The 20,324-nt window shown below is 68.0% G+C and carries 15 protein-coding genes; 11 read left to right on the forward strand and 4 right to left on the reverse strand.

The annotated features are described in order from the left end of the window. Window positions 1-7: 7 nt before the first annotated feature. Genes P5F91_RS19715 through P5F91_RS19730 form a run of 4 tightly spaced genes read right to left on the reverse strand, consistent with a single transcriptional unit; the run spans window position 8 to window position 3,192 of the window. Entirely contained in the window at window positions 8-487 is a 480-nt protein-coding gene (locus tag P5F91_RS19715; protein ID WP_277908030.1) for a hypothetical protein, read from the reverse strand. A gap of 6 nt (window positions 488-493) precedes the next feature. Further along, the gene (locus P5F91_RS19720; RefSeq protein WP_145614025.1) at window positions 494-931 is read right to left on the reverse strand and encodes a hypothetical protein; all 438 of its coding nucleotides are present in this window, start codon (window positions 929-931) and stop codon (window positions 494-496) included. Between the two features lie 3 nt (window positions 932-934). After that, window positions 935-2,086, reverse strand: coding sequence for a DcrB/PsbP domain-containing protein (locus P5F91_RS19725; RefSeq protein WP_145614026.1), 1,152 nt, complete (start codon window positions 2,084-2,086; stop codon window positions 935-937). Next, entirely contained in the window at window positions 2,083-3,192 is a 1,110-nt protein-coding gene (locus P5F91_RS19730; protein WP_422394488.1) for a bacteriophage T4 gp5 trimerisation domain-containing protein, read from the reverse strand. Before P5F91_RS19730 ends, P5F91_RS19725 begins: the two co-directional genes overlap by 4 nt. A 924-nt stretch (window positions 3,193-4,116) precedes the next feature. Here P5F91_RS19730 and tagH point away from each other — a divergent pair. The 11 genes from tagH to tssC (P5F91_RS19785) all read left to right on the forward strand — a co-directional run bounded on the left by tagH (window position 4,117) and on the right by tssC (P5F91_RS19785) (window position 20,321). Next, on the forward strand, window positions 4,117-5,772 hold the full coding sequence (tagH, locus tag P5F91_RS19735; protein WP_277908032.1) for a type VI secretion system-associated FHA domain protein TagH: 1,656 nt from the start codon (window positions 4,117-4,119) through the stop codon (window positions 5,770-5,772). A gap of 118 nt (window positions 5,773-5,890) precedes the next feature. Next, window positions 5,891-6,487, forward strand: coding sequence for a type VI secretion system lipoprotein TssJ (gene tssJ / locus P5F91_RS19740; protein WP_277908033.1), 597 nt, complete (start codon window positions 5,891-5,893; stop codon window positions 6,485-6,487). A 10-nt stretch (window positions 6,488-6,497) separates the two neighbouring features. Next, entirely contained in the window at window positions 6,498-7,841 is a 1,344-nt protein-coding gene (gene tssK, locus P5F91_RS19745) for a type VI secretion system baseplate subunit TssK (RefSeq protein ID WP_145613987.1), read from the forward strand. Beyond that, a complete protein-coding gene (icmH, locus tag P5F91_RS19750; RefSeq protein WP_145613988.1) occupies window positions 7,841-9,232 on the forward strand; it encodes a type IVB secretion system protein IcmH/DotU in 1,392 nt (463 codons plus the stop codon). Before tssK ends, icmH begins: the two co-directional genes overlap by 1 nt. Beyond that, the gene (tssM, locus tag P5F91_RS19755; protein ID WP_145613989.1) at window positions 9,229-12,822 is read left to right on the forward strand and encodes a type VI secretion system membrane subunit TssM; all 3,594 of its coding nucleotides are present in this window, start codon (window positions 9,229-9,231) and stop codon (window positions 12,820-12,822) included. The genes icmH and tssM overlap by 4 nt, the downstream gene beginning before the upstream one ends. After that, a complete protein-coding gene (gene tagF / locus P5F91_RS19760) occupies window positions 12,804-14,378 on the forward strand; it encodes a type VI secretion system-associated protein TagF (protein ID WP_246134659.1) in 1,575 nt (524 codons plus the stop codon). The genes tssM and tagF overlap by 19 nt, the downstream gene beginning before the upstream one ends. Next, entirely contained in the window at window positions 14,375-15,661 is a 1,287-nt protein-coding gene (locus P5F91_RS19765) for a serine/threonine-protein kinase (RefSeq protein WP_145613990.1), read from the forward strand. The genes tagF and P5F91_RS19765 overlap by 4 nt, the downstream gene beginning before the upstream one ends. After that, complete coding sequence (gene tssA / locus P5F91_RS19770; protein WP_277908034.1) at window positions 15,658-16,791, forward strand: type VI secretion system protein TssA; 1,134 nt, start codon at window positions 15,658-15,660, stop codon at window positions 16,789-16,791. The genes P5F91_RS19765 and tssA overlap by 4 nt, the downstream gene beginning before the upstream one ends. A 76-nt stretch (window positions 16,792-16,867) precedes the next feature. After that, window positions 16,868-17,377, forward strand: coding sequence for a type VI secretion system contractile sheath small subunit (gene tssB, locus P5F91_RS19775; protein ID WP_040845788.1), 510 nt, complete (start codon window positions 16,868-16,870; stop codon window positions 17,375-17,377). Continuing rightward, window positions 17,377-18,870, forward strand: a complete 1,494-nt coding sequence (gene tssC / locus P5F91_RS19780; RefSeq protein ID WP_145613992.1) for a type VI secretion system contractile sheath large subunit — start codon at window positions 17,377-17,379, stop codon at window positions 18,868-18,870. The genes tssB and tssC (P5F91_RS19780) overlap by 1 nt, the downstream gene beginning before the upstream one ends. Further along, window positions 18,870-20,321, forward strand: coding sequence for a type VI secretion system contractile sheath large subunit (gene tssC / locus P5F91_RS19785; protein ID WP_145613993.1), 1,452 nt, complete (start codon window positions 18,870-18,872; stop codon window positions 20,319-20,321). The genes tssC (P5F91_RS19780) and tssC (P5F91_RS19785) overlap by 1 nt, the downstream gene beginning before the upstream one ends. The last annotated feature ends 3 nt before the right edge of the window (window positions 20,322-20,324 follow it).

Here is a 20,324-nt window from a genome sequence, read left to right on the forward strand (position 1 = left end):
GGAGGCCTCACATAGGCTGGGCGCCGGCTGGGCGAACGCCGACAAGGGCGGCGATCACCAGGCCGGACACGATGATCATGATCATGGAAAAGGCCATCAACTCAGGCAGGCGGCCGGTCGCCGCCATGTGATCGACGTCCGCCTTGCGGTAAGGCGCCAGGAACAGGCGCCACAGGCCCGGGAACTCGCCGCTTCCCCCGGTCCTGGCCATCCAGGCCTTGATGGTCGAACGCCACTGCAGCAGGCCGACCATGAAGAACAGCGATAGCGCGGCGATGCCGGCGGCGGCCAGCAGGGGGGCCGCCAGCACCATGGACATGGACTTGCCGCCCAAGGCCAGCAGGGCCAGGCAGACGCCCAGCAGACCGAACAGGGCCAGGAAGGCCTTAGGCGTCCGTTCCCTGTCCGGCAGGCGCGCGGCCAGGGAGGCCAGCAGGCCCAGGGTTGGCGGAGGGGTGGGCGAAGTATGGAATGGTGGATTGGACATGGCGCGTCAGTTTCCCTGGATGATCGAGACGATCACGCCCAGGGCCATTAACGCCCAGGCCAAGACGGTTAAGCCGTCGGTAAATTCGATACGGCTAATGCCGTCGAGAAAAGCCGGCGGCCGGCGGCCCATCGCACCGCCCATGCCGTTGGCGGCATAGCGTTGCAGGATGGCACGTCCGTTGAGATGGAACACAGTGCGGACGATCAAGCCTACGCCGCCAAACAGAAGAAGCACGACGGCGAGTGCCACCACTGCCAGAAGGACATAGCGGGCGGCGCCCAGGGTATCGAAGGCACCGGCGTCGTTACCGAAAGAGGCTGCGGTCAGGCAGTAGGCGACCAGGAGCAGCGCCGCCGTCGCGATGGCTTTCACGAATGTGCGGCTGCCCGGCAACGGTACAGTTGCTCCCAGGCCGGAGATGCTAGCGATAAGGGTGTTCATGGATCAGCCTGCCGGTGCCAAGGCGTTCAACAGGCTGGTGATGGCGATGTCGAAGGCGCGTTTGTTGATGGCCGTCACCAGATAGGGGTCGGACGGGCCGGCAGGCGTGACCAAGGTGAAGACCGCCCAGCCCTTGGCCGTGGCGACCACCGTTTGCCGAACCAGGGCGGAGCGCTGGCCCAGCGTCGCGGGGGCGTCCGCCGTCCAGAAGGAAACCCCGGCGGTGCCCGTCGGTACCTCTCGCAGCGCGCCGTCGGCGAAGTTGGCGCCGAGGTGTCGCATCCCGTTCGCCACCAGGTGCGCGATCTGGTCGGGTGCCCGGAAGCGGTCGTGCGGGGCGGTGTAGACGTTGATCATGCCGGCCCGATCCGCGCCCGTGCCATTGGACAGGCCCCAGGACTGGCAATTGGCATCAACGCTGTCATCAGCCCGCACCGTCCAGGATGCCGGCACCTTGAAGCCCAACTGGAAGACCTTGTTCAGGGCGACGTCCTGAAGGATTTCCATGGTGGGCTGGGGCTTGGCCTCCGTCAGCTTGAAGGAGGCGGCCGCCACCAGGAAGGCGTCCTCCGCCGCGGCGTAGCGGCGTTCGGGGGCGAAGCTGTGCAGCAGGTAGATGAACTTGCCATTCTTGAAGGTGCGCAGCCGGTACAGATAGGGCTGGCCTTGCACGCTGCGCGAGGCCAGCACATCGGCGTTGCGGCCTGCATCCGACGGGACGCTGCGGCGGGCCACCACCGTGTAGTGGTTCGCCGCCATCCAGGGATCCAGCCAGTCCTCCGGCGCCACTTCGCGTTCGATCTGCTGGGCGTAGACCTCGGTGATGGCCTCCTGATTTTTTTCGCCATAACGGGCCAGCAATTGCAGGCGGCCGTCCGCTTTGGCGGGCCGTCCGTCCTTTTCGAACCACTGCCAGTCCTTGGGAATCATCAGCTCGAAGGCGAAGGCCTGAACCGGGCTGGGGAAAGCCTGGTGCAGATAGTCGCGCTCCACCTCCGCGCGGGTGGCTTGAACGGTGGTTCGCAGGTCGGCCATGGGTCGTTCCTTCGCGGTGATGGTCTCCGCGGCATGGGTACGCGGTGTAAGGACGGCAAGCAGCCCGGCCGCCAGGATGAAGAATAGGACGCCACGCTCCTGTCGGGCAGGGGACGTCATGGGGCACCTCCCTTGGGGGCGGGGCCTATGCTGGCGTCCAGGCCCGTCTTGATGCCCAGGCCGGCTTCGATGTCGCCGAAGATGCCTGCGTGCGTCCGCTGGTCCACCCGATCGTAGTAGCCGTAGCCGCCGGCGCCGATGCCGGCGCTGCCGGCGGAGACGCCCTGTTCGCCCTTGACCGCGATGGTCCAGTCATCGGGCACGCCGGGCAGCCAGCCGATGGGGATGGTAACGTTCTCTTCCGCGCTGGCCTGGGCCACGCGGGCGCCGGCCTTGCCGCCCAGCGCGGCGCCGACATAGCGGCCGTCGTCCCCCAGCAAGGCTTGGCCCTTGGCGTCGGCGGAGAACAACTCGCCCGCGCCCTTCACCCCGAGGCCGCCCTTGTTCAGGTCGCCCGCGATACCTTCGCCGGTGACGCGCTGCATGGCGGCCTTGGCCTCACCTTGGGCGCCCAGGCCGTTGGTGGTCACCCCGGCGTGGCCGGTACCCTCGGCCGCGAAGATGTCCATGCCGCCGGAAATCTCGCCCCAGCTGTTCTTGCCCTTGGCCGAAATGCGGGCCATGGCGATTTCGCCCTTGGCGTCCACGGTGGCCTTGGTCGGGTCGGCGTGGGCGGTGATCGCCCCTTCCGCGCCCATGACCTTGGCGGTGACGGGGCCGGTGGTTTTGTTGGCGGCCCAGGCGGAGCCCTCGGCCTTGAAGTCCTGGCCCGGCGGCTTGGCCGGCGCCGGCTCCTTCATGTTCAGCCAGATCTTGCCGCCCTTGTGGCGGATGCCATCCTTGTCCATCACCACGGTGCTGCCGTTGCTGGATAGGATGATGTTGTCCGGCGTGAACTGGATGGAACTGTTACCCACCTTGAAGGCCAGCACTTGCCCCGCCTGGCGCACCGACGCCTTGGTCACCGTCTCGAAGGCGTTGTTCTGGACGACCATGGAGAGGTCTTTTTGGGAGTGGAAGGCGATCTCTTCGGCGCCGGCCTTGTCCTCCAGGGTGAAGAGGTTGAAGCCGCCGCCACCGGGGCTGCTGGCGGTGCGGAAGGTGGTCTGGGTTTTCTGGCAAATCCTCGTGTGCCCGGCGGACGGATGCGCGCCGAACGTCCCCAGTCGTGGCGGCCCAGTAGCGGCGGCACGGCCGCCTGGCTGCTACTATCATCACTTGTTAACTCACCGTTCACACGGTGTGATTTCAAAACCTTCCGAACCGCTCCTGTAACTTCGCGCGACACAGAACTATGGGCCGGCGGCGGGGCGTCAAGGGCCGCGCGCGCTGGGCGCGTTTCCTATGCCGTCATGAATACGGCAAGAAAGTGACGCAAATTATTCTTTAACCGCAGGTGAATGAGGGGTGGCTTCATGTTGATGTGGCTTTAAAAATAGGCCGTTACTGTAGAATTGAACGCCCGTGCTTCAATTCTGTTTTGCTGCCGACGGCTTGACCACTCCACGAAGGGTTATGTCCTTCGGGTATAGGGAGCTTAATGCTGCATGTCCTGATGGCGGACCCAATTGTCGGCCGGAACCCCAGCTTTCACGGCAAGGTAGCTGGAAACCCTAGGGATTCCGCGCAGTTCACGGGGGCAGGCACCTTCGTATTAACGCGTTATTGGGTTGGACCGAGGGTCGGAAAGCTGGTTCCAAGGGGTGTCACGGCACCTGTCGCCCGGGTCATATGACCTAGGTTTTGCAGATATATATCCGCTTCATCCCGGTGGTTATAGAACCGGCGGATAAGGAATAGGCTTCCGGAATTTTCTCAGCAATTACAAAGGCGATTGCTTAAAATATCGATTAAAATTGCATTCAAAATATACTTTGAAGCTATGCCCTATGACTGGGGGCGGGCGCAGCCTGTCCACAACTCTACCTCTATCTGGATATACCACCGAGAACCGTTTCTGGGGGGTCGACGGAACTATCTTCCGAATTATATCAGCGTGCATTGCTTGGTAAATTTATCGTTAAAAGATTGGACACGTTGTCGACCTCTCAGTGACGTCGCCAATGCCGTCCTTGCGCAGCGAGGATCAGATGGCCCTTGTCTTACGTGTTCTTTCGGCCGGGGACTGCTCCATATCCGAAGGCGAAACCCGCGTCTGCGACGGCGCCAGTTTCACCATCGGCCGTGGCGCCGAGAACGACTGGGTGGTCAACGACCCCCAGCGCCACCTGTCGAAGCAGCACTGCCGGATAGAGCTGCGTGGCCAGACCTATTTCGTGACGGACACCAGCACCAACGGTGTCTACGTCGGCGGGGCGGCTGCCCCCCTGGGTCGGGGCAACAGCCAGCCGGTGAACGACGGCGACGTCATCAATCTGGGCCCCTGCACCCTGCGCCTGGAAATCAGCAGCCAGCCGGCGGCCTCGGTGTCCCCCATGGCGACCATGAATGGCATCGGCATGACCAGCGGCGCCCTGGCCGACCCGGACATGGATTACGGCATGGGGGGCCTGAACAATGGCCACACCGGCTATGTCCCCTCGCTGACCCAGGTCCTGGCTGGCGACCGCGTCGCCGAAATGCAGCTGACCGACATGCTGGGGGAAGGGGAGGCGGAGGTGGAGGCGCCGTTTGGTGGCGCGCTGGCCCCATCGCTGGCCGCCCATTCCGGTACCGGCGCCTATTTCGAGGCGCCTGAGGTCAAGCACCCCGTTATCCCCATGGACTGGCAGGCGGAGGGCGTCGATGGCGTCGGCACGCAGGATGAGCTGGAGTCCGTCAGCGCCGCCGCCCAGGTGATGGCGGAGGCCTTCGCCGGAGCCCGCAACGGCCAGGCCACGGCCCGCATGGCCAGCCCGGCCGTTTCCAACCCCGCCCCGGTGGGTCCGGTCAATGGCGCCGGCGCCACCATCCTGCCCATCAACCCCGCCGTCGCCCCTATGCGGCCCCAGCCGGTGGCCGCCCCTGTGACGCCGGTCCCTCCCGTTTCCCCCGCCATCGCACCCGTCGTGGGGCTGGGCACCATGAACCCGGCGGCCCTCGCCACGCCGGCCGTCCCCCCACCGGCGCAGCCCGCACCGGTCGCCCCGCCGCAATCGGCGGCGCAGGCCTCGCCCATTGCCCAGGCTCAGGCCCAGTCGGCGCCCGCCCAGGCCGCCAACCCCCAAAACCCAGGCCCCCAGATCCCGGACGACGTGTTCGAGGCCTTTCTGGCGGGCGTCGGCCTGCCGCTGGACGCAGTGGACGCATCAGACGCCCCGGCGCTGATGCACAAGATGGGCGTCGCCCTGCGCGAGGCGGTCAACGGCCTGCGTGAGCTGCTGGAATTGCGCGCCTTCCTGAAGTCCGAGTTCCGCATCGAACACACGCTGCTGCGTGCCAAGGAGAACAACCCTCTGAAGTTCTCCGCCAACCTGGATGGCACGCTGTCCGTGCTGATCGGCCGGCGGGTCATGGGCTTCATGGACGCGCCGGAGGCCATCCGCGAAAGCCTGCGCGACATCAAGGCCCACGAGGTGGCCCTGATCGCCGGCATGAAGACGGTGGTGGGCGACGTGCTGGAACAGCTGTCGCCCGAGACCATCAAGAATGACGTCAGCGCCTCCATGCTGCCGCAGGTGCACAAGGCCCGCTGCTGGGAACGGTACGAGCAGGTCCACCAGCGCATGATGGGCGAACAATCGTCGGGGCCGCCCCTCGGCAGCAAGTTTTCCTCCGCCTACACCCAGCAGTTCAGAAGCCTCTGAACCGCCTGGGGCCCGCCTTCGTCCCCGCCTGGCACCCGCCTCACTTCCACCCGTCCGCCAGCCGCCTGGGGATAACCCCAGCCCCGAGACTGCCCAGACTAACAGGGTCCTCTAGACGATGCCTCTCGCCACGACCATCGCCCGCCGCTCCACCCCGCACTCCATGGGGCGTGCGGCCCTCGCCACCGTGCTCGCCGGTGCCCTCCTGCAGCTGGCGGCCTGCTCGCACGAGCCGCCGCCCCCGCCGCCGGTGCGCACCACCGTGCCGGTGTCGATCAACGTCGGGCCCGACGCCAATCCCGACACGCTGGGCCGTCCGTCGCCCATCGTGACGCGCGTCTATCAGCTGGCGTCCAAGGACAAGTTCACCATCGCCGCGCCCATCCAGCTGATCCAGCACGACACCCAGGCCCTGGGTACCGATCAGCTGGGCCGGGACGAGTTCGTGCTGCAGCCCGGCGACAAGAAGCAGATGGTCCTGCCGCAGAACGACAAGGTGCACTACGTCGGCATCGTCGCCGCCTATCGCGCCATCGACCAGGCCAACTGGCGCGAGGTTGTGGCCCTGCCGGACACCGGCCCGGTGACGCTGAACGTCACCGTCGGTGCCAACGGCCTGGTGGTGAAGCGCGACACGGCCGACGCCGGCACCCCACCCGGCGCCGCCGGCACCGCGGCGGCGGCCGACGCGTCCAAGCGCACCCCCACCAAGTGAGGCCCCGGCCATGATGTCCGCCAACCGCGTGGTCTGGACCGAGGGCATGTTCCTGCGAGTCCAGCATTTCCAGCAAGCCGACCGCCATGTGGAACGGCTGCTGCACGCGCGCACCGAACCGCTGACCCCCTTCTCCTGGGGCCTGAGCGAGCTGACCATCAACCGGGAACTGCTGGGCATCGGCAAGTTCGCCATCGTCTCCGCCAAGGGCATCCTGCCCGACGGCACGCCCTTCTCCATTCCGGACGAGGCCGACCATCCGCCGCCGCTGGAGCTGTTCGACACCACCAAGAACTGCGTCATCTACCTGACGCTGCCGGTGCGCCAGCCGGGCGGGGCCGAGGTGGGGCTGACCAATTCCGAGGACGCCATCACCCGCTTCGTCCCGGCGCGGTATGAGGCCGAGGACGCCAACCTCGGCAGCGACCAGGCGGCCGCCATGGACGTCGCCCGCCTGCGCCTGCGCCTGGCGCCGGAGACGCAGCCGCTGGCGGGGTATGAGAAGATCGCCATCGCCCGGGTGGTCGAGGTGCGCTCCGACCGCGCCATCATCCTGGATGAGCAGTTCATCGCCCCGGTCACCTCGGTCGCGGCCCAGGCGCCGCTGGCCGCCTTCCTGACCGAGCTGCAGGCCCTGATCCAGCACCGGGCCGAGGCCCTGGCCGGCCGTCTGTCCGGCCCCTCGGCCAAGGGGGCGGCGGAGATCGCGGACTTCCTGCTGCTGCAGACCGTGAACCGGTATGAACCGCTGCTGCGCCATTACGCCGCCACCGCACCCATGCTGCATCCAGAGCGGTTCTACCGCCTGTGCGTCGAGGTGGCGGGGGAACTGGCCACCTTCACCACCGAGGCCAAGCGCGCCGCCGTGTTTCCCGAATACCGGCACGAGGATTTGCAGAACACCTTCCGGCCCGTCTTCTCCGACCTGCGCGCCTCCTTGAGCGCCGTGCTGGAGCAGACCGCCGTCGCCATCCCGCTGCAGGCCCGCCGCCACGGCATCAAGGTCGGCGTCATCGTCGACCGGTCGCTGCTGTTCAACGCCACCTTCGTGCTGGCGGTTAACGCGGACATGCCGGTGGAGCACCTGCGCCGCGTCTTCCCGAACCAGGTGAAGATCGGCCCGGTGGAACAGATCGCCCAGCTGGTGAACGTGGCGCTGCCCGGCATCAATGTCAGGCCCCTGCCGGTGGCGCCCCGCCAGCTTCCATACCGCAGCGGCCAAGTCTTCTTCGAACTGGACCGCAGCAGCCAGCATTTCAAGCAGCTCCAGAAGTCCGGCGGCATCGCCCTGCACCTGGCGGGTGATTTCGCGCAGATCGAAATGGAGCTGTGGGCCATCAAGGGGGGTGCGTGATGTCCTATCCCAGCTACGGCCAGACGGCGCATGAGCCGACCATCGTCAAGCCGACGCCCGGCGGCCGCCGTCCGGCCCCGGTGCAACTGGTGGCGCCGCCCACCGATTACGCGCCGGAAGACACAGTCGATCTGACGCTGGGCGGCCTCAACCCGCTGGTGGCCGCCGCCGGCCCCATCCTGACGCTGGCCCGCCGCCTGCGCACGTCCGCCGCCCAGTCCAATATCGAGGAACTGCGCGAGCGCGTCGCCGACGAGATCAAGACCTTCGAGAAGCGGGCGCAAGGCACCGGCGTCACCAACGAGGCGGCGCGCGCGGCCCACTACGCCCTGTGCGCCACCATCGACGACATCGTGCTGAACACGCCGTGGGGGGCGAGCAGCACCTGGGCGCGGGCCGGCATGGTCATCACCTTCCACATCGACGTGACGGGGGGTGAGCGCTTCTACGATCTGCTGAACCACCTGCTGAAGGATCCGGCCGCCAACTTCCAGGTGCTGGAGCTGATGTACCTGTGCCTGTCGCTGGGGTTCGAGGGCCGGCTGCGCATCCTGCCGCAGGGCTCGCTTGAGCATTCGCGCATCCGCGACAACCTCTACCGCGTGCTGACCCAGCGGCGCGGCGAGGCTGAGCGCGAGCTGTCGGTGCACTGGCGCGGGGTGGAGGCACCCTTCCGCCCCCTGCTGCCCAGCATCGAGTTCTGGACCGTCATGGCGGCCACCCTGATCCTCATCACGGTGATGGCCACGGGCTTCAGCTTCGCGCTGAACGGCAGTTCCGACGCCACGCTGGAAAAGATGGCCACCTTGCCGCCGGTGGGCCAGCCCAGCGTCGCCCTGGCCCAGCCCACGGCGCCGGTGCAGCCCAAGTCGAAGGATCTGGACCAGTTCCGCGCCTTCCTGGCGCCGGAGATCGCCCAGGGCCTGGTGACCGTGGTGCCCCAGGGCACGGACACCGTGGTGCGCATCCGCAACGCCGGCATGTTCGCGTCGGGCAGCAGCGAGGTGAACGAAAGCTACACCGCCCTGCTGAACCGCATCGGCGAGGCCCTGAACACCCGGCCCGGCGCGGTGCTGATCACGGGACATACGGATAATATTCCCATTCGCACCATCCGGTTCCCGTCGAACTGGCATTTGTCACAGGCCCGCGCCGACGCGGTCGCCGCCGTCATCGCCACCCACCTGACCGACAAGTCCCGTCTGAAGGCCCAGGGCATGGCCGACACCCAACCCATCGCCACCAACGACCAGGACGCCGGCCGGGAAGCCAACCGCCGCATCGACGTGATCCTGAGCTCGCCCGCGGCCGCCGTGCCGGCGCCGTCGGCGGCCTCTGCGACCCCGGCCGCCGTGCCTGCCCCGACCCCCAACCAGGGAACGGCCCAATGAACGTCCCAAGCAGCGTCTACTTCGCGCAGCCCCTGATTTCCGCCCTGGCGCAGCCCTTCCGCGCGCGCTGGGTCTGGTCCCTGGTGTGGGCCATCGGCTTCGCGCTGGTCATCTGGTTCTTCGGCGCCTTGGTGGCGGTGGGCAGCCACCGGCCGCTGGAAGGCGACCTGGTGCGCCTGATCGCCTGTTGCGCCGTGTTCGCCACCTGGGCCGCCTTCAACCTCCAGGTCAATCTCAAGGCCCGGCAGACCGACCGGCGCATGGTGCACGACCTGACCGACCCCAGCGAGGAGGAGAAGCGCCGGGGTGCCGACGCCGCATCCGCCGAGGAACTGCGCCTGCTGCGCGACCGCCTGCAAGAGGCGCTGAGCCAGCTGCGCAAGAAGGCCGGGCGCAAGGGCATGGGCCGGGGCTACCTCTACCAGCTGCCCTGGTACATCATGATCGGGCCGCCGGGCTCGGGCAAAACGTCCGCCCTGCTGACCTCGGGCCTGAACTTCCCGCTGTCCACCACCATTGGCCGGGACCCCCTGAAGGGCATCGGCGGCACCCGCAACTGCGACTGGTGGTTCACGGACGAGGCCATCCTGCTGGACACGGCCGGCCGCTACACCACGCAGGACAGCGACCCGCACCAGGACCAGGCCGCCTGGCTGGGCTTCCTGGACCTGCTGAAAAGCTATCGTCCCCGCCAGCCGGTGAACGGCGCCATCGTGGTGATGAGCCTGGCCGACCTGATGGCCCCCGATCCCACGGAACGCCTGAACCACGCCCGCGCCATCCGCCTGCGCCTGAACGAGCTGTACGACCGCTTCGGCCTGCGCTTCCCGGTCTACATGCTGTTCACCAAGGTCGATCTGGTGCCCGGCTTCGTCGAGTACTTCGACAATCTCGGCAAGTCGGAACGCGAACAGGTGTGGGGCATGACCTTCCCCCTGGACGACGGCGCCGCCGACAGCCCCGGCGTGGTCGAGCAGTTCCCGCAGGAGCTGGAGGGTTTGGTCATCCGCCTGAACGAGCGGCTGCTGGAGCGGGTGCAGCAGGAGGCGGACATCGAGCGCCGCGGCCTGGTGTTCAACTTCCCCAACCAGGTGGCCAGCCTCAGCGACGCGCTGCTGGAGATCCTCACGGAAATCTTCCGCGCCAGCCCCTATGAGACGCGGCCCCTGCTGCGTGGCAGCTACTTCACCAGCAGCGTGCAGGTGGGCATGCCCATCGACCGCACCATGGCCACCATCGCCGCAACCTTCGGCTTGGATCCGGTGCGCATGCCGGCCAACAACCGTCAGGGCCGCAGCTATTTCCTGACCCGGCTGTTCAATGAAGTGATCTTCGCCGAGGCCGCCGTCGTCAGCCTGAATCCCAAGGTGGAGCAGCGCCGCCGCCGCCTGCGCATCGCGACGTACGCCTCCGCCGCCGTCATCCTGGCCGTGCTGGCCTATGCCTGGAGCACCGGCTACCAGGAGAACAAGCGCCAGGTGGCCCTGATCGACGACGGCCTGCAGGCCTATGACAAGGCGGCCACCGGCATCCCCAGCCAGGGCGTGACGGACGCCGACCTGGTGCGCGTGGTCAAGCCGCTGAACATTCTGCGCAACCTGCCCACGGGCCTGGAGAACAACGAGGGCGTCGCCAGCCAGTGGCTGACCTTCGGCCTCTACCAGGGTGACAAGCTGAAGACGGTGCACGCCGCCGTCTATCACCGGGCGCTGAACGGCCTGATGCTGCCCCGCCTGCTGGTGCGGCTGCAGGACCAGATCCGGGCGCACGAGGATGACGATGACTTCGTGGCCGGCGCGCTCAAGATCTACCTGATGCTGGGCAGCCGCGGCCCCTTGGACGCCAATGCCGTGCGCCAGTGGATGGTGGCCGACTGGGCTGCCACCTGGCCGGGCGAGGCCAACAAGGGCTTGCGGGACGACTTGGCCCGCCACCTGGACAGCCTGCTGACCCGGGGCAGCCTGACGCCCATCCCCTTGGACGCCAACCTGATCACCCAGTCGCGCCGCAGCCTGGAAAAGCTGTCCCCGGCCGAGCGGGTCTACGCCCTGGTCCGCCAGCATGAGGGCATCAGCCAGCTGCCGCAGTGGCGCCCTGTCGACCATGCCGGCGCCACGGCCGACCATGTCTTCACCCGTGTCTCCGGCAAGCCGCTGACCGAGGGCATTCCCGGCCTGTACACGCCGGAAGGCTACAAGGCCTTCCAGCCGGCGCTCTCCGCCGTGATCGCCGAGGTGCAGGGGCAGAGCTGGGTGCTGGGCGACAAGCCCGCCGGGGCCAACGCCCAGGCGCAGCAGGCGGCCCAGGCCGATGACCTGCGCGAGCGGGTGACGCAGCTGTACTACGCCGACTACATCCAGCAGTGGGACACCATGCTGGGCGACCTGCGCATCGTGCCGCTGGCCGACATGCAGCAGACCATCGCCGTGCTGAACCTGGTGTCCAGCCCCGACATGCCGATGCTGAAGCTGCTGAAGGACGTGGCGGCGGAGACGCAGATCGTCCCCCTGCCGGGCCTGCCCAAGGCGGTCCCGGCGCCGGGCGGTGCCGCCGCCCCAGCGGCTCTGCCCACGCCGGACGCGCCGGCCGGCGCCGTGGCCGTGGCCCAGCACTTCCAGCCCATCGCCGATTTCGTCACGCCCAGCAACGGGGCGCCGGCGCGGGCGGAGGATCTGGTGCGCCTGCTGGGCGAGGCTTATCAGGAGCTCAGCAACGTCGCCAGCGGGCCCGGCAACGGCCGCATGGCCATGTACACCCGCGCCTCCCACGGCGGGGCCGGCGGCCCCATCCAGATGCTGAACAACCAGGCGGCGCAGATGCCGCGGCCGGTCAACGGCTGGATCGCCACCATCACCGGCAGCGCGTCGGAACAGTCGGTGGGCGGTGCCCGCGCCCAGCTGAGCAACCTTTGGGGCGGCGAGGTGGGCGGCTTCTGCACCCGCGCCGTCAATGGCCGCTATCCCTTCGCCAAGGACAGCACCAAGGAAATCTCGGTGGGTGACTTCACCCGGCTGTTCGCCCCCAACGGCATGTTGGACAACTTCTTCAACAACCACCTGAAGACGCTGGTCGACACCTCGGGCGCCAAGTGGCGGTGGACCAAGGTGGGCGACACCGGCCTGGGCATCCCCGACAGCGTGCTGGCCTCCTTCCAGTATGCCGCCCAGATCCGCGACGCCTTCTTCCCCGATGGCGGCCAGCAGCCCCGTGTTGCCCTGCAGGTGACGCCGGTGACCCTGGATCCGAAGTCCACCGGCGTGCTGTTCGCCAGCGGCGGCCAGCAGATCGAATACCAGCATGGGCCGCAGTGGCCGGCTTCGCTCCAGTGGCCGGACAACGACCCCAACGGCGTCAGCCGCGTGGTGTTCGAGGTGACCGACGGCCTGCCGCAGAGCGTGCTGAAAAGCGGTCCCTGGTCGCTGTTCCACCTGGTGGACCAGGGCACGGTCACGCCGCTGGGCAGTGACAACTTCCGCGTCAACTTCACCTCCGGCACCCACAACGCCGGCTTCGAGGTGAAGTCCAGCACCTCGCTCAACCCCTTCATCCTCAAAGAACTGAGGGCGTTCCGTTGTCCAGTCTCTTTCTGAATGGCGCCGTCTCGGCTCACGAGCCGGGTTTCTTCGGCAAGATCCCGGCGCGGGGGGACTTCGTCTCCCGGCGGCTGGACCCAGCGATCGTCCGCCCGCTGGACGAATGGCTGCAGGCGTCGCTCGCCACCAGCCAGCGGCAGATGGGCGAGGCGTGGCTGCCCAGCTACCTGGACACGCCGGTCTGGCGCTTCGTCCTGGGGCCGGGGGTCTGCGGCGACACGGCCATGGCCGGCGTGCTGATGCCCAGCGTCGACCGGGTCGGGCGCTACTTCCCCCTGGTGCTGGCGACCCCGCTGCCCGGCTGCGTCGCCCCCATCCGACTGATCGAAAGCGGTCGCGCCTGGTTCGACAAGGTGGAAGACCTGGCGCTGACCTCGCTGGACGACGACTTCAACTTCGACAGCTTCGACCAGGCCGCACGGGTATTGGGCGCGCCGCCTTACGACACCACGCGCGGGCCTGCGGAGAGCAGCGCTTTCCGTGTCGGGCTGGCCAACAACGGCGGCGCCAACGGCCGGGGTGCCCTGGGCAGCGCCTATGCCGAACTGCTGGACCAGGTGCTGATCGGCTTCAACAACCGCTTCAGCCTGTGGTGGACCACCGGGTCGGACAAGGTGGCGTCTTCGCTGCTGATCTCGCCCGGCCTGCCGGCGCCGCAGAATTACGCCGCCTTCCTGGACGGACGTTGGGAGCGCTGGGGCTGGGAACGCCCGGCCGACACGGCGCTGCACCTGGCGGACGAGGAACTGCCCATCCTGCTGCTGCGGCCCGTGGTGGCGCTGCCCAGCCACGGCCGTACCCATCCCGGCACCCGCCGCACCATCAACCAGGACGCCCTGCTGCTGCGGCCCGACCTCGGCCTGTGGTGCGTCGCCGACGGCCTGGGCGGCCATTCGGCGGGCGAGGTGGCCAGCGCCCTGACCGTGAAGGCGCTGGATGCGGTGATGCCGCCCCTGTCCTACGGCGGCTTCGTGGAAGAGGTGCGCGAGGCCCTGGTCGAGGCCAACGACAAGCTGCGGGCCCAAGCCGCCACCCTGGGCGACCAGGCGCTGATCGCCTCCACCGCCGTGGTGCTGCTGATCTACGCCAACCGCTTCAATTGCCTGTGGGTGGGCGACAGCCGCATCTACCTGCTGCGCGACGGCCGGCTGCGCCAGCTGACCACCGACCACGTGGCTGCCGGCATCAACCAGCAGCAGCGGGCCACCATGCTGGTCACCCGTGCCGTGGGCGCCGCCGACACGCTGGAGATCGACATGGTGCAGGACGTCGTCCAGCCCGGCGACCGCTTCCTGCTGTGCAGCGACGGCGTCACCAAGGTGCTGAGTGAGACGGAGATCGCCACGCTGATGCGGGGAATGCCTCCGCGCGAGACGGTGGACGCCCTGGTGGAAAACATCCTGGTCAGCGGCGCGCCCGACAACCTGACCGCCGTCATCGTCGATGTGCCGGAAAGCGATCATCCGGTGGCGGAGGCCGCCATGCAGGCCACGGCCGTGCCGGTGGCGCACTCGCCGGCGCTTGAAGATGTGCGCCAAGGGGGTGCGGAATGAGCCAGGCCGCCGTCCTGACCAACCCCGGCGCCATCGTGGCGAATGAGGAGCCGCAGCAGCCGGACGAGATGACCTCGCTGCTGATGAGCCCAGAGACGCCGGATGAACTGACCCGCTTCGCTCCGGCCGAGCTGACCGAGGTCATGGTGGCGCCGGACGTTGCTGCGCCGAACGCCGCCCCGGTGGTGCCGACGCGCGAGGTGGTGGAAAGCCAGGTGGCGGGCTTCATCGCCGGTGTCCGGGCGCAGGCGCACCGCGCCGGCCTGGACGAGGTCGCCTCGCTGGACCTGCTGAGCGGCGCCCGCGCCGCGCTGGACCGTCACATCCAGGCCGCGCAGCGCCCTTGGGAGGATGGACCAGAGCCTGCGGCCAGCACCGCGCCGGCGGCCAAGGCCGATCCCACCGGCTGGTCGGTGGCGCCGGGCAGCACCATGCTGAACACCTTCATCGTGCGCACCCTGCTGGCACGCGGCGGGATGGGCGAGATCTACCGGGTGCGCCATCGCGACCTGAAAACCGACCAGGCCATCAAGGTCATCATTCCGGAATATCGGGACGACGCCAAGATCGTGGGCTTGTTCCATGAGGAAGGCCGCCTGCTGCAGCGCATCCGCCATGACGCCGTGGTGAGCTGCGCCGGCCTGTACCGCGACGGCGACGGCCGGTCCATGCTGGTGCTGGAGTATATCGACGGCCAATCGCTGTCCTACTTCCTGCGGCGCGGGCCTTTGGGCCTGACGGCACTGGAGGCCCTGCTGCGCCGTCTGGCGGCGGGTCTGACGGCGGTGCACGCCGCCGGCATCGTCCACCGTGACGTCAGCCCCGACAACATCCTGCTGCCCGGCGACAATCCGGCGGCGGCCAAGCTGATCGATTTCGGCGTGGCGCGGGAAATGCGCAACGGCGTCACCCCGCGCGACGGACTGGATTTCGCCGGCAAGTTCTCCTTTGCCTCGCCCGAGCAGCTGGGCATGCACGGCGGCGCCATCGGCGTCGCGTCCGACATCTACAGCCTGGGCCTGGTCATCGTCGCCGCCGCGCGCGGCGAGAAGCTGGCCATGGGCCAGACGGTGGAGGAGGCGACGGCCGCCCGCCGCCAGGTCCCCGACATCAGCGCCGTGCCCGACCGTCTGCGCGGTCTGGTGGAGGGCATGCTGCAGCCCGATCCCAAGCGCCGGCCCACCGACCTGAACACGTTGCTGCGGGCGCTGGACGCCAACAGCGGTTCCTCGGCCAAGGGCGGCTTCTGGGGCCGGCTGTGGCCGTCGCGGAAAGGTGCATGATGGATAACGGCGCTATCCTGTCCCCGGGCGTCCTGGACCTTCCTGCCCTGCTGGCCCCCGTCCCGGGGGACCAGCCCTGCGGGCCGGATCTGCGCGTGCACAACGGCGGCGATGCCGCCTATTTCCAGCTGAAGGATCTGCGCGCCACCGCCCGCGCCATCGAGCGGCGGGCGGATTCCGAGGATGAGGCCCAGACCTCCCTGGCGGAGTGGCAGCGTATCCAGGACCTGGCGCGCAGTGTCCTGGCCCAGCGCACCAAGGACATCGAGGTCGCCGTTTGGCTGACAGAGGCCGCCGTGCGGCTGGAGGGTTTCGCCGGTCTGGCCGATGGTTTCCGCCTGCTGGCCGGCTTGGTGGAGCAGTATTGGGACGGCGTCCATCCCCAGCCGGACGAGGACGGTATCGCGGTCCGCCTGGCGCCGATCGGCGGCCTTAACGGCCATGGGGCGGAGGGCACGCTGATCCAGCCCATCCGCAAGGTGCCGCTGCTGCGCGAGGACCAGCCCATCGCCTACTGGCACTACGCCCTGGCCCAGCGCGCCAGCCAGACGCCGGACACGCGCAGCCGCCCGGGCCGCACCCCGCCGCCCACGCTGGACGCCTTGTCCCAGCGCATGAGCCAGGTGCCGGCGGCCCGCAACCGGGCGCTGCTGGCCGACATCCGCGCCTGCCGCCAGGCCTTCCGCGACCTGGATCGGCTGCTGACCGAACGGGCGGGCGCCGACGCCCCGCCTACCTCCACCATCACCCACATCCTGGAGGAGGTGGAGGACGCGGTGGTGTTCCTGACCGGCCTGTCGGCCAAGGAAGAGGTGGAGGAGGCCGCCGTGCCCGACGTCATCCTGCATTCCGCCACCGGCGCCCCCGTCGTGGACGAGGCGGCGGCGCCCCAGCGGCCGGCCAAGGGCATCACCAGCCGGGAAGAGGCGCTGACCCTGTTGGCGGAGATCGGCCAGTACTTCCGCCGCACCGAACCCCATTCACCCCTGTCCTACACCATCGAGGACCTGGTTCGGCGCGGCCGCATGCCGCTGCCCGAACTGTTGGCCGAGCTGCTGGCGGACGCGGGTGCCCGCAACACCCTGCTGACCACCGCCGGCATCCGGCCGGTGCAGGGCAACGGACAGTAAGACACTGATGAGAAATCGTTTTTGTTTCGGGGTAACCCCAGACGACATGCAGCAACCCATGGGTAGGAGAAGGTAGATGGCCAGCGTTCATGACAAGCTCGAGCGGGTTCGCAAGCCGCGCGTGCACATCAAATACGAGGTCGAAACCGATGGGGCGATGGTCGAGAAGGAGCTGCCCTTCGTGGTCGGCGTGCTCGGCGATTTCTCCGGCGACCCGACGGATGACCTGAAGCCGCTGAAGGACCGCAAGTTCATCCAGATCGACCGCGACAACTTCAACGAAATCCTGGCGCGCATGAAGCCGTCGCTGTCGTTGCGCGTGCGGAACGAGCTGGAGGACGACGGCAGCGAGATGGCCGTGGAGCTGAAGTTCTCCTCGCTGGAGGACATGGAGCCCGGCCAGATCGTCCGCCAGGTGCCGGCGCTGCGCAAGCTCTTGGAGACGCGCAACCAGCTGCGCGACCTGCTGACCAAGGCCGACCGCTCGACCCAGCTGGAAGACCTGCTGGAATCCATTCTTCAGGACGACACTCAGCTGCGCAAGCTGTCGCAGCAGCTGGGCGCCACCGCCGAGGAGGTGAAGTGATGACCGATACCCTGACCGTTTCCCGCGAAGAAGCCGCGGCCGGCACCGTCGAAGGCCTCTCCCTGCTGGACCAGGCCATCGGCGCCACCAAGCAGACCGAGCCGGCGCGCGTGCAGGAACTGCTGCGCACCCTGACGGAAGAGGCGCTGGGCGGCACCGTCACCTACAGCCGCAACCTGACCCAGACGCTGACCGCGGCGGTGAAGGCCATCGACGCCAAGCTGTCCAAGCAGCTAGCCGCCATCATGCACCACCCGGAATTCCTGAAGCTGGAAGGCAGCTGGCGCGGCCTGCACCACCTGGTCATGAACACCGAGACCAGCGCCAACCTGAAGATCCGCGTGCTGAACGTGCGCAAGCGCGAACTGGCGAAGGATCTGGCCAAGGCGGTGGAGTTCGACCAGAGCGAGCTGTTCAAGAAGCTCTACGAGAACGAGTTCGGCACGCCCGGCGGTGAGCCCTACGGCATGCTGATCGGTGACTATGAGTTCACCAACCACCCCGAGGATGTGCAGATGCTGTCCAGCATCTCCAGCATCGCGGCGGCGGCCTTCGCCCCCTTCGTCTCCGCCGCTAGCCCCAAGCTGTTCGGCTTCCAGGATTACCAGGAGCTGGCCAAGCCCCGCGACCTGGAGAAGATCTTCGAGACGGCGGAATACGCGCAGTGGCGCAGCTTCCGCGACAGCGAGGACAGCCGCTTCACCACGCTGACCCTGCCGCGCGTACTGGCGCGCCTGCCTTACGGCGCCGCCACCCTCAGCGTCGACGACTTCAATTTCGAGGAAGCCCCCCTGGACCCCTCGGGCAAGTCGCTGGCGCTGGAGCACAACGAATATTGCTGGATGAACGCGGCCTACGTCCTGGGCTCGCGCGCCACCGAGGCCTTCGCCAAGTACGGCTGGTGCACGGCCATCCGCGGCGCCGAGGGCGGCGGCAAGGTGGAAACCCTGCCCACCCACGTCTTCGTCAGCGATGACGGCGACCCCGACCAGAAGTGCCCGACGGAGATCGGCATCACCGACCGCCGCGACGCCGAGCTGGGCAAGCTGGGCTTCCTGCCCCTCTGCCATTACAAGAACACCGACTATGCCGTGTTCTTCGGCGCCCAGACGGTGCAGAAGCCCAAGAAGTACGACCGCCCGGACGCCACGGCCAACGCCGCCATCTCCGCCCGGCTGCCGTACATGATGGCCACGTCCCGCTTCGCCCATTACCTGAAGGTGATGGCGCGCGACAAGATCGGCTCCTTCCTTGAGGTCGAGGATTGCGAGGCCTGGCTGAACCGCTGGATCAACAATTACGTCAACGCCAACGAGGGCGCCGGCCAGGAAATGAAGGCCGCCTACCCGCTGCGCGAGGCTAAGATCACGGTGAAGGAAATCCCGGGCAAGCCCGGTTCCTATAACGCCATCGCCTGGTTGCGGCCCTGGTTGCAGATGGAGGAACTGACGACCTCGCTGCGCATGGTGGCACGGATACCGAGCAAGCTCTGATGCAACAGACCCTTGAGGCGGCAGCCCCGGGGGTGGAACGACGCATCGACACGACGGAAGGCCGGGCTCCCCGGCCCGACGCGCCCCCGGCTTGGCGGCTGGACCTCAGCCGCCATCCCGACAAGCGCCTGGTCATCGACCAGCTGATCGCGGCGATCGACGCTCTGCTCACGGCCCAGGTCAACGTCATCCTGCACAATCCCCGCTTCCAGCAGCTGGAGGCGTCGTGGCGCGGGCTGCTTCAGCTCGTGGAGGCCTCGGCCTCCACCCGCGCCATCAAGATCCGTGTGCTGGACGTGTCCTGGCGCGAACTGTGCCGCGACTTCGAACGCGCCATCGAGTTCGACCAGAGCCAGCTGTTCACCAAGGTGTACAGCGATGAGTTCGGCACGCCCGGCGGGGAGCCCTTCGGCCTGCTGATCGGCGACTACGCCGTGCAGCACCAGCGCGATGCCGACCACCCCACGGACGACGTGGGGACGCTGAAGGCCATCGCCGCCGTGGCGGCCGCGGCCTTCTGCCCTTTCGTCACCAGCTGCTCCCCCGCGCTGTTCGGGCTGGACAGCTTCGGCGACATGGCCAGCGACGTGGACCTCGCCCGCTCCTTCGAGGGGCATGAGTTCATCCGCTGGCGGGCCCTGCGTGAGGCGGACGACGCCCGTTTCATCGGTATCGCCCTGCCCCGGGTGATGATGCGGCCGCCTTACCGTCACGACCCCAACCGTATCGACGGCTTCCGCTTCATGGAACGCACCGGGCGGCCGGGGGCGGGGGACTACCTGTGGGGCAACGCCGCCTTCGCCTTCGCCACCGTGGTCATGCGCGCCTTCCACCAGTACGGCTGGTTCGCCGACATCCGGGGCGCGCCGGACGACCTGAACGGCGGCGGCCTGGTGGACCGTTTCCCCGGCCACACCTTCCCCACCCTGGGTGGGGCCGCGGCGCCGGCCGCACCCCTGGACGTCTACCTGTCCGACCGGCAGGAGAAGCAGTTGAGCGACCTGGGCATCGTGCCCCTGTCGCGGGTCAGCTACGTCGATGCCTGCGTCTTCTACAGCTGCCAGTCGCTGCATCAGCCCAAGGTCTATGACCGGGCGACGGCCACGTCCAACGCGCGGCTATCGGCCATGCTGCAGTATGTGCTCTGCGCCTCGCGCTTCGCGCACTACATCAAGATGATCGGCCGGGACAAGATCGGCTCCTTCGCCACGGCGCATGATTTCGAGGAACATCTGCGCGATTGGCTCAGGGGCTATTGCCTGGCCAACGACGACGCCAGCACCTCGTTCAAGGCCCGCTATCCCCTGCGCGAGGCCGAGGTGCAGGTTCGCGACATCGCCGGCCGGCCGGGCGCCTTCGGCTGCGTCATCCATCTGAAACCGCATTTCCAGCTCGACGATGTCCAGACCAGCTTCCGCCTGGTCACGGAACTCGTCGGCCCGCAGGCCTGACGG

The organism is Nitrospirillum amazonense (genome assembly GCF_029594735.1).
Taxonomy (GTDB): Bacteria; Pseudomonadota; Alphaproteobacteria; order Azospirillales; family Azospirillaceae; genus Nitrospirillum; species Nitrospirillum amazonense.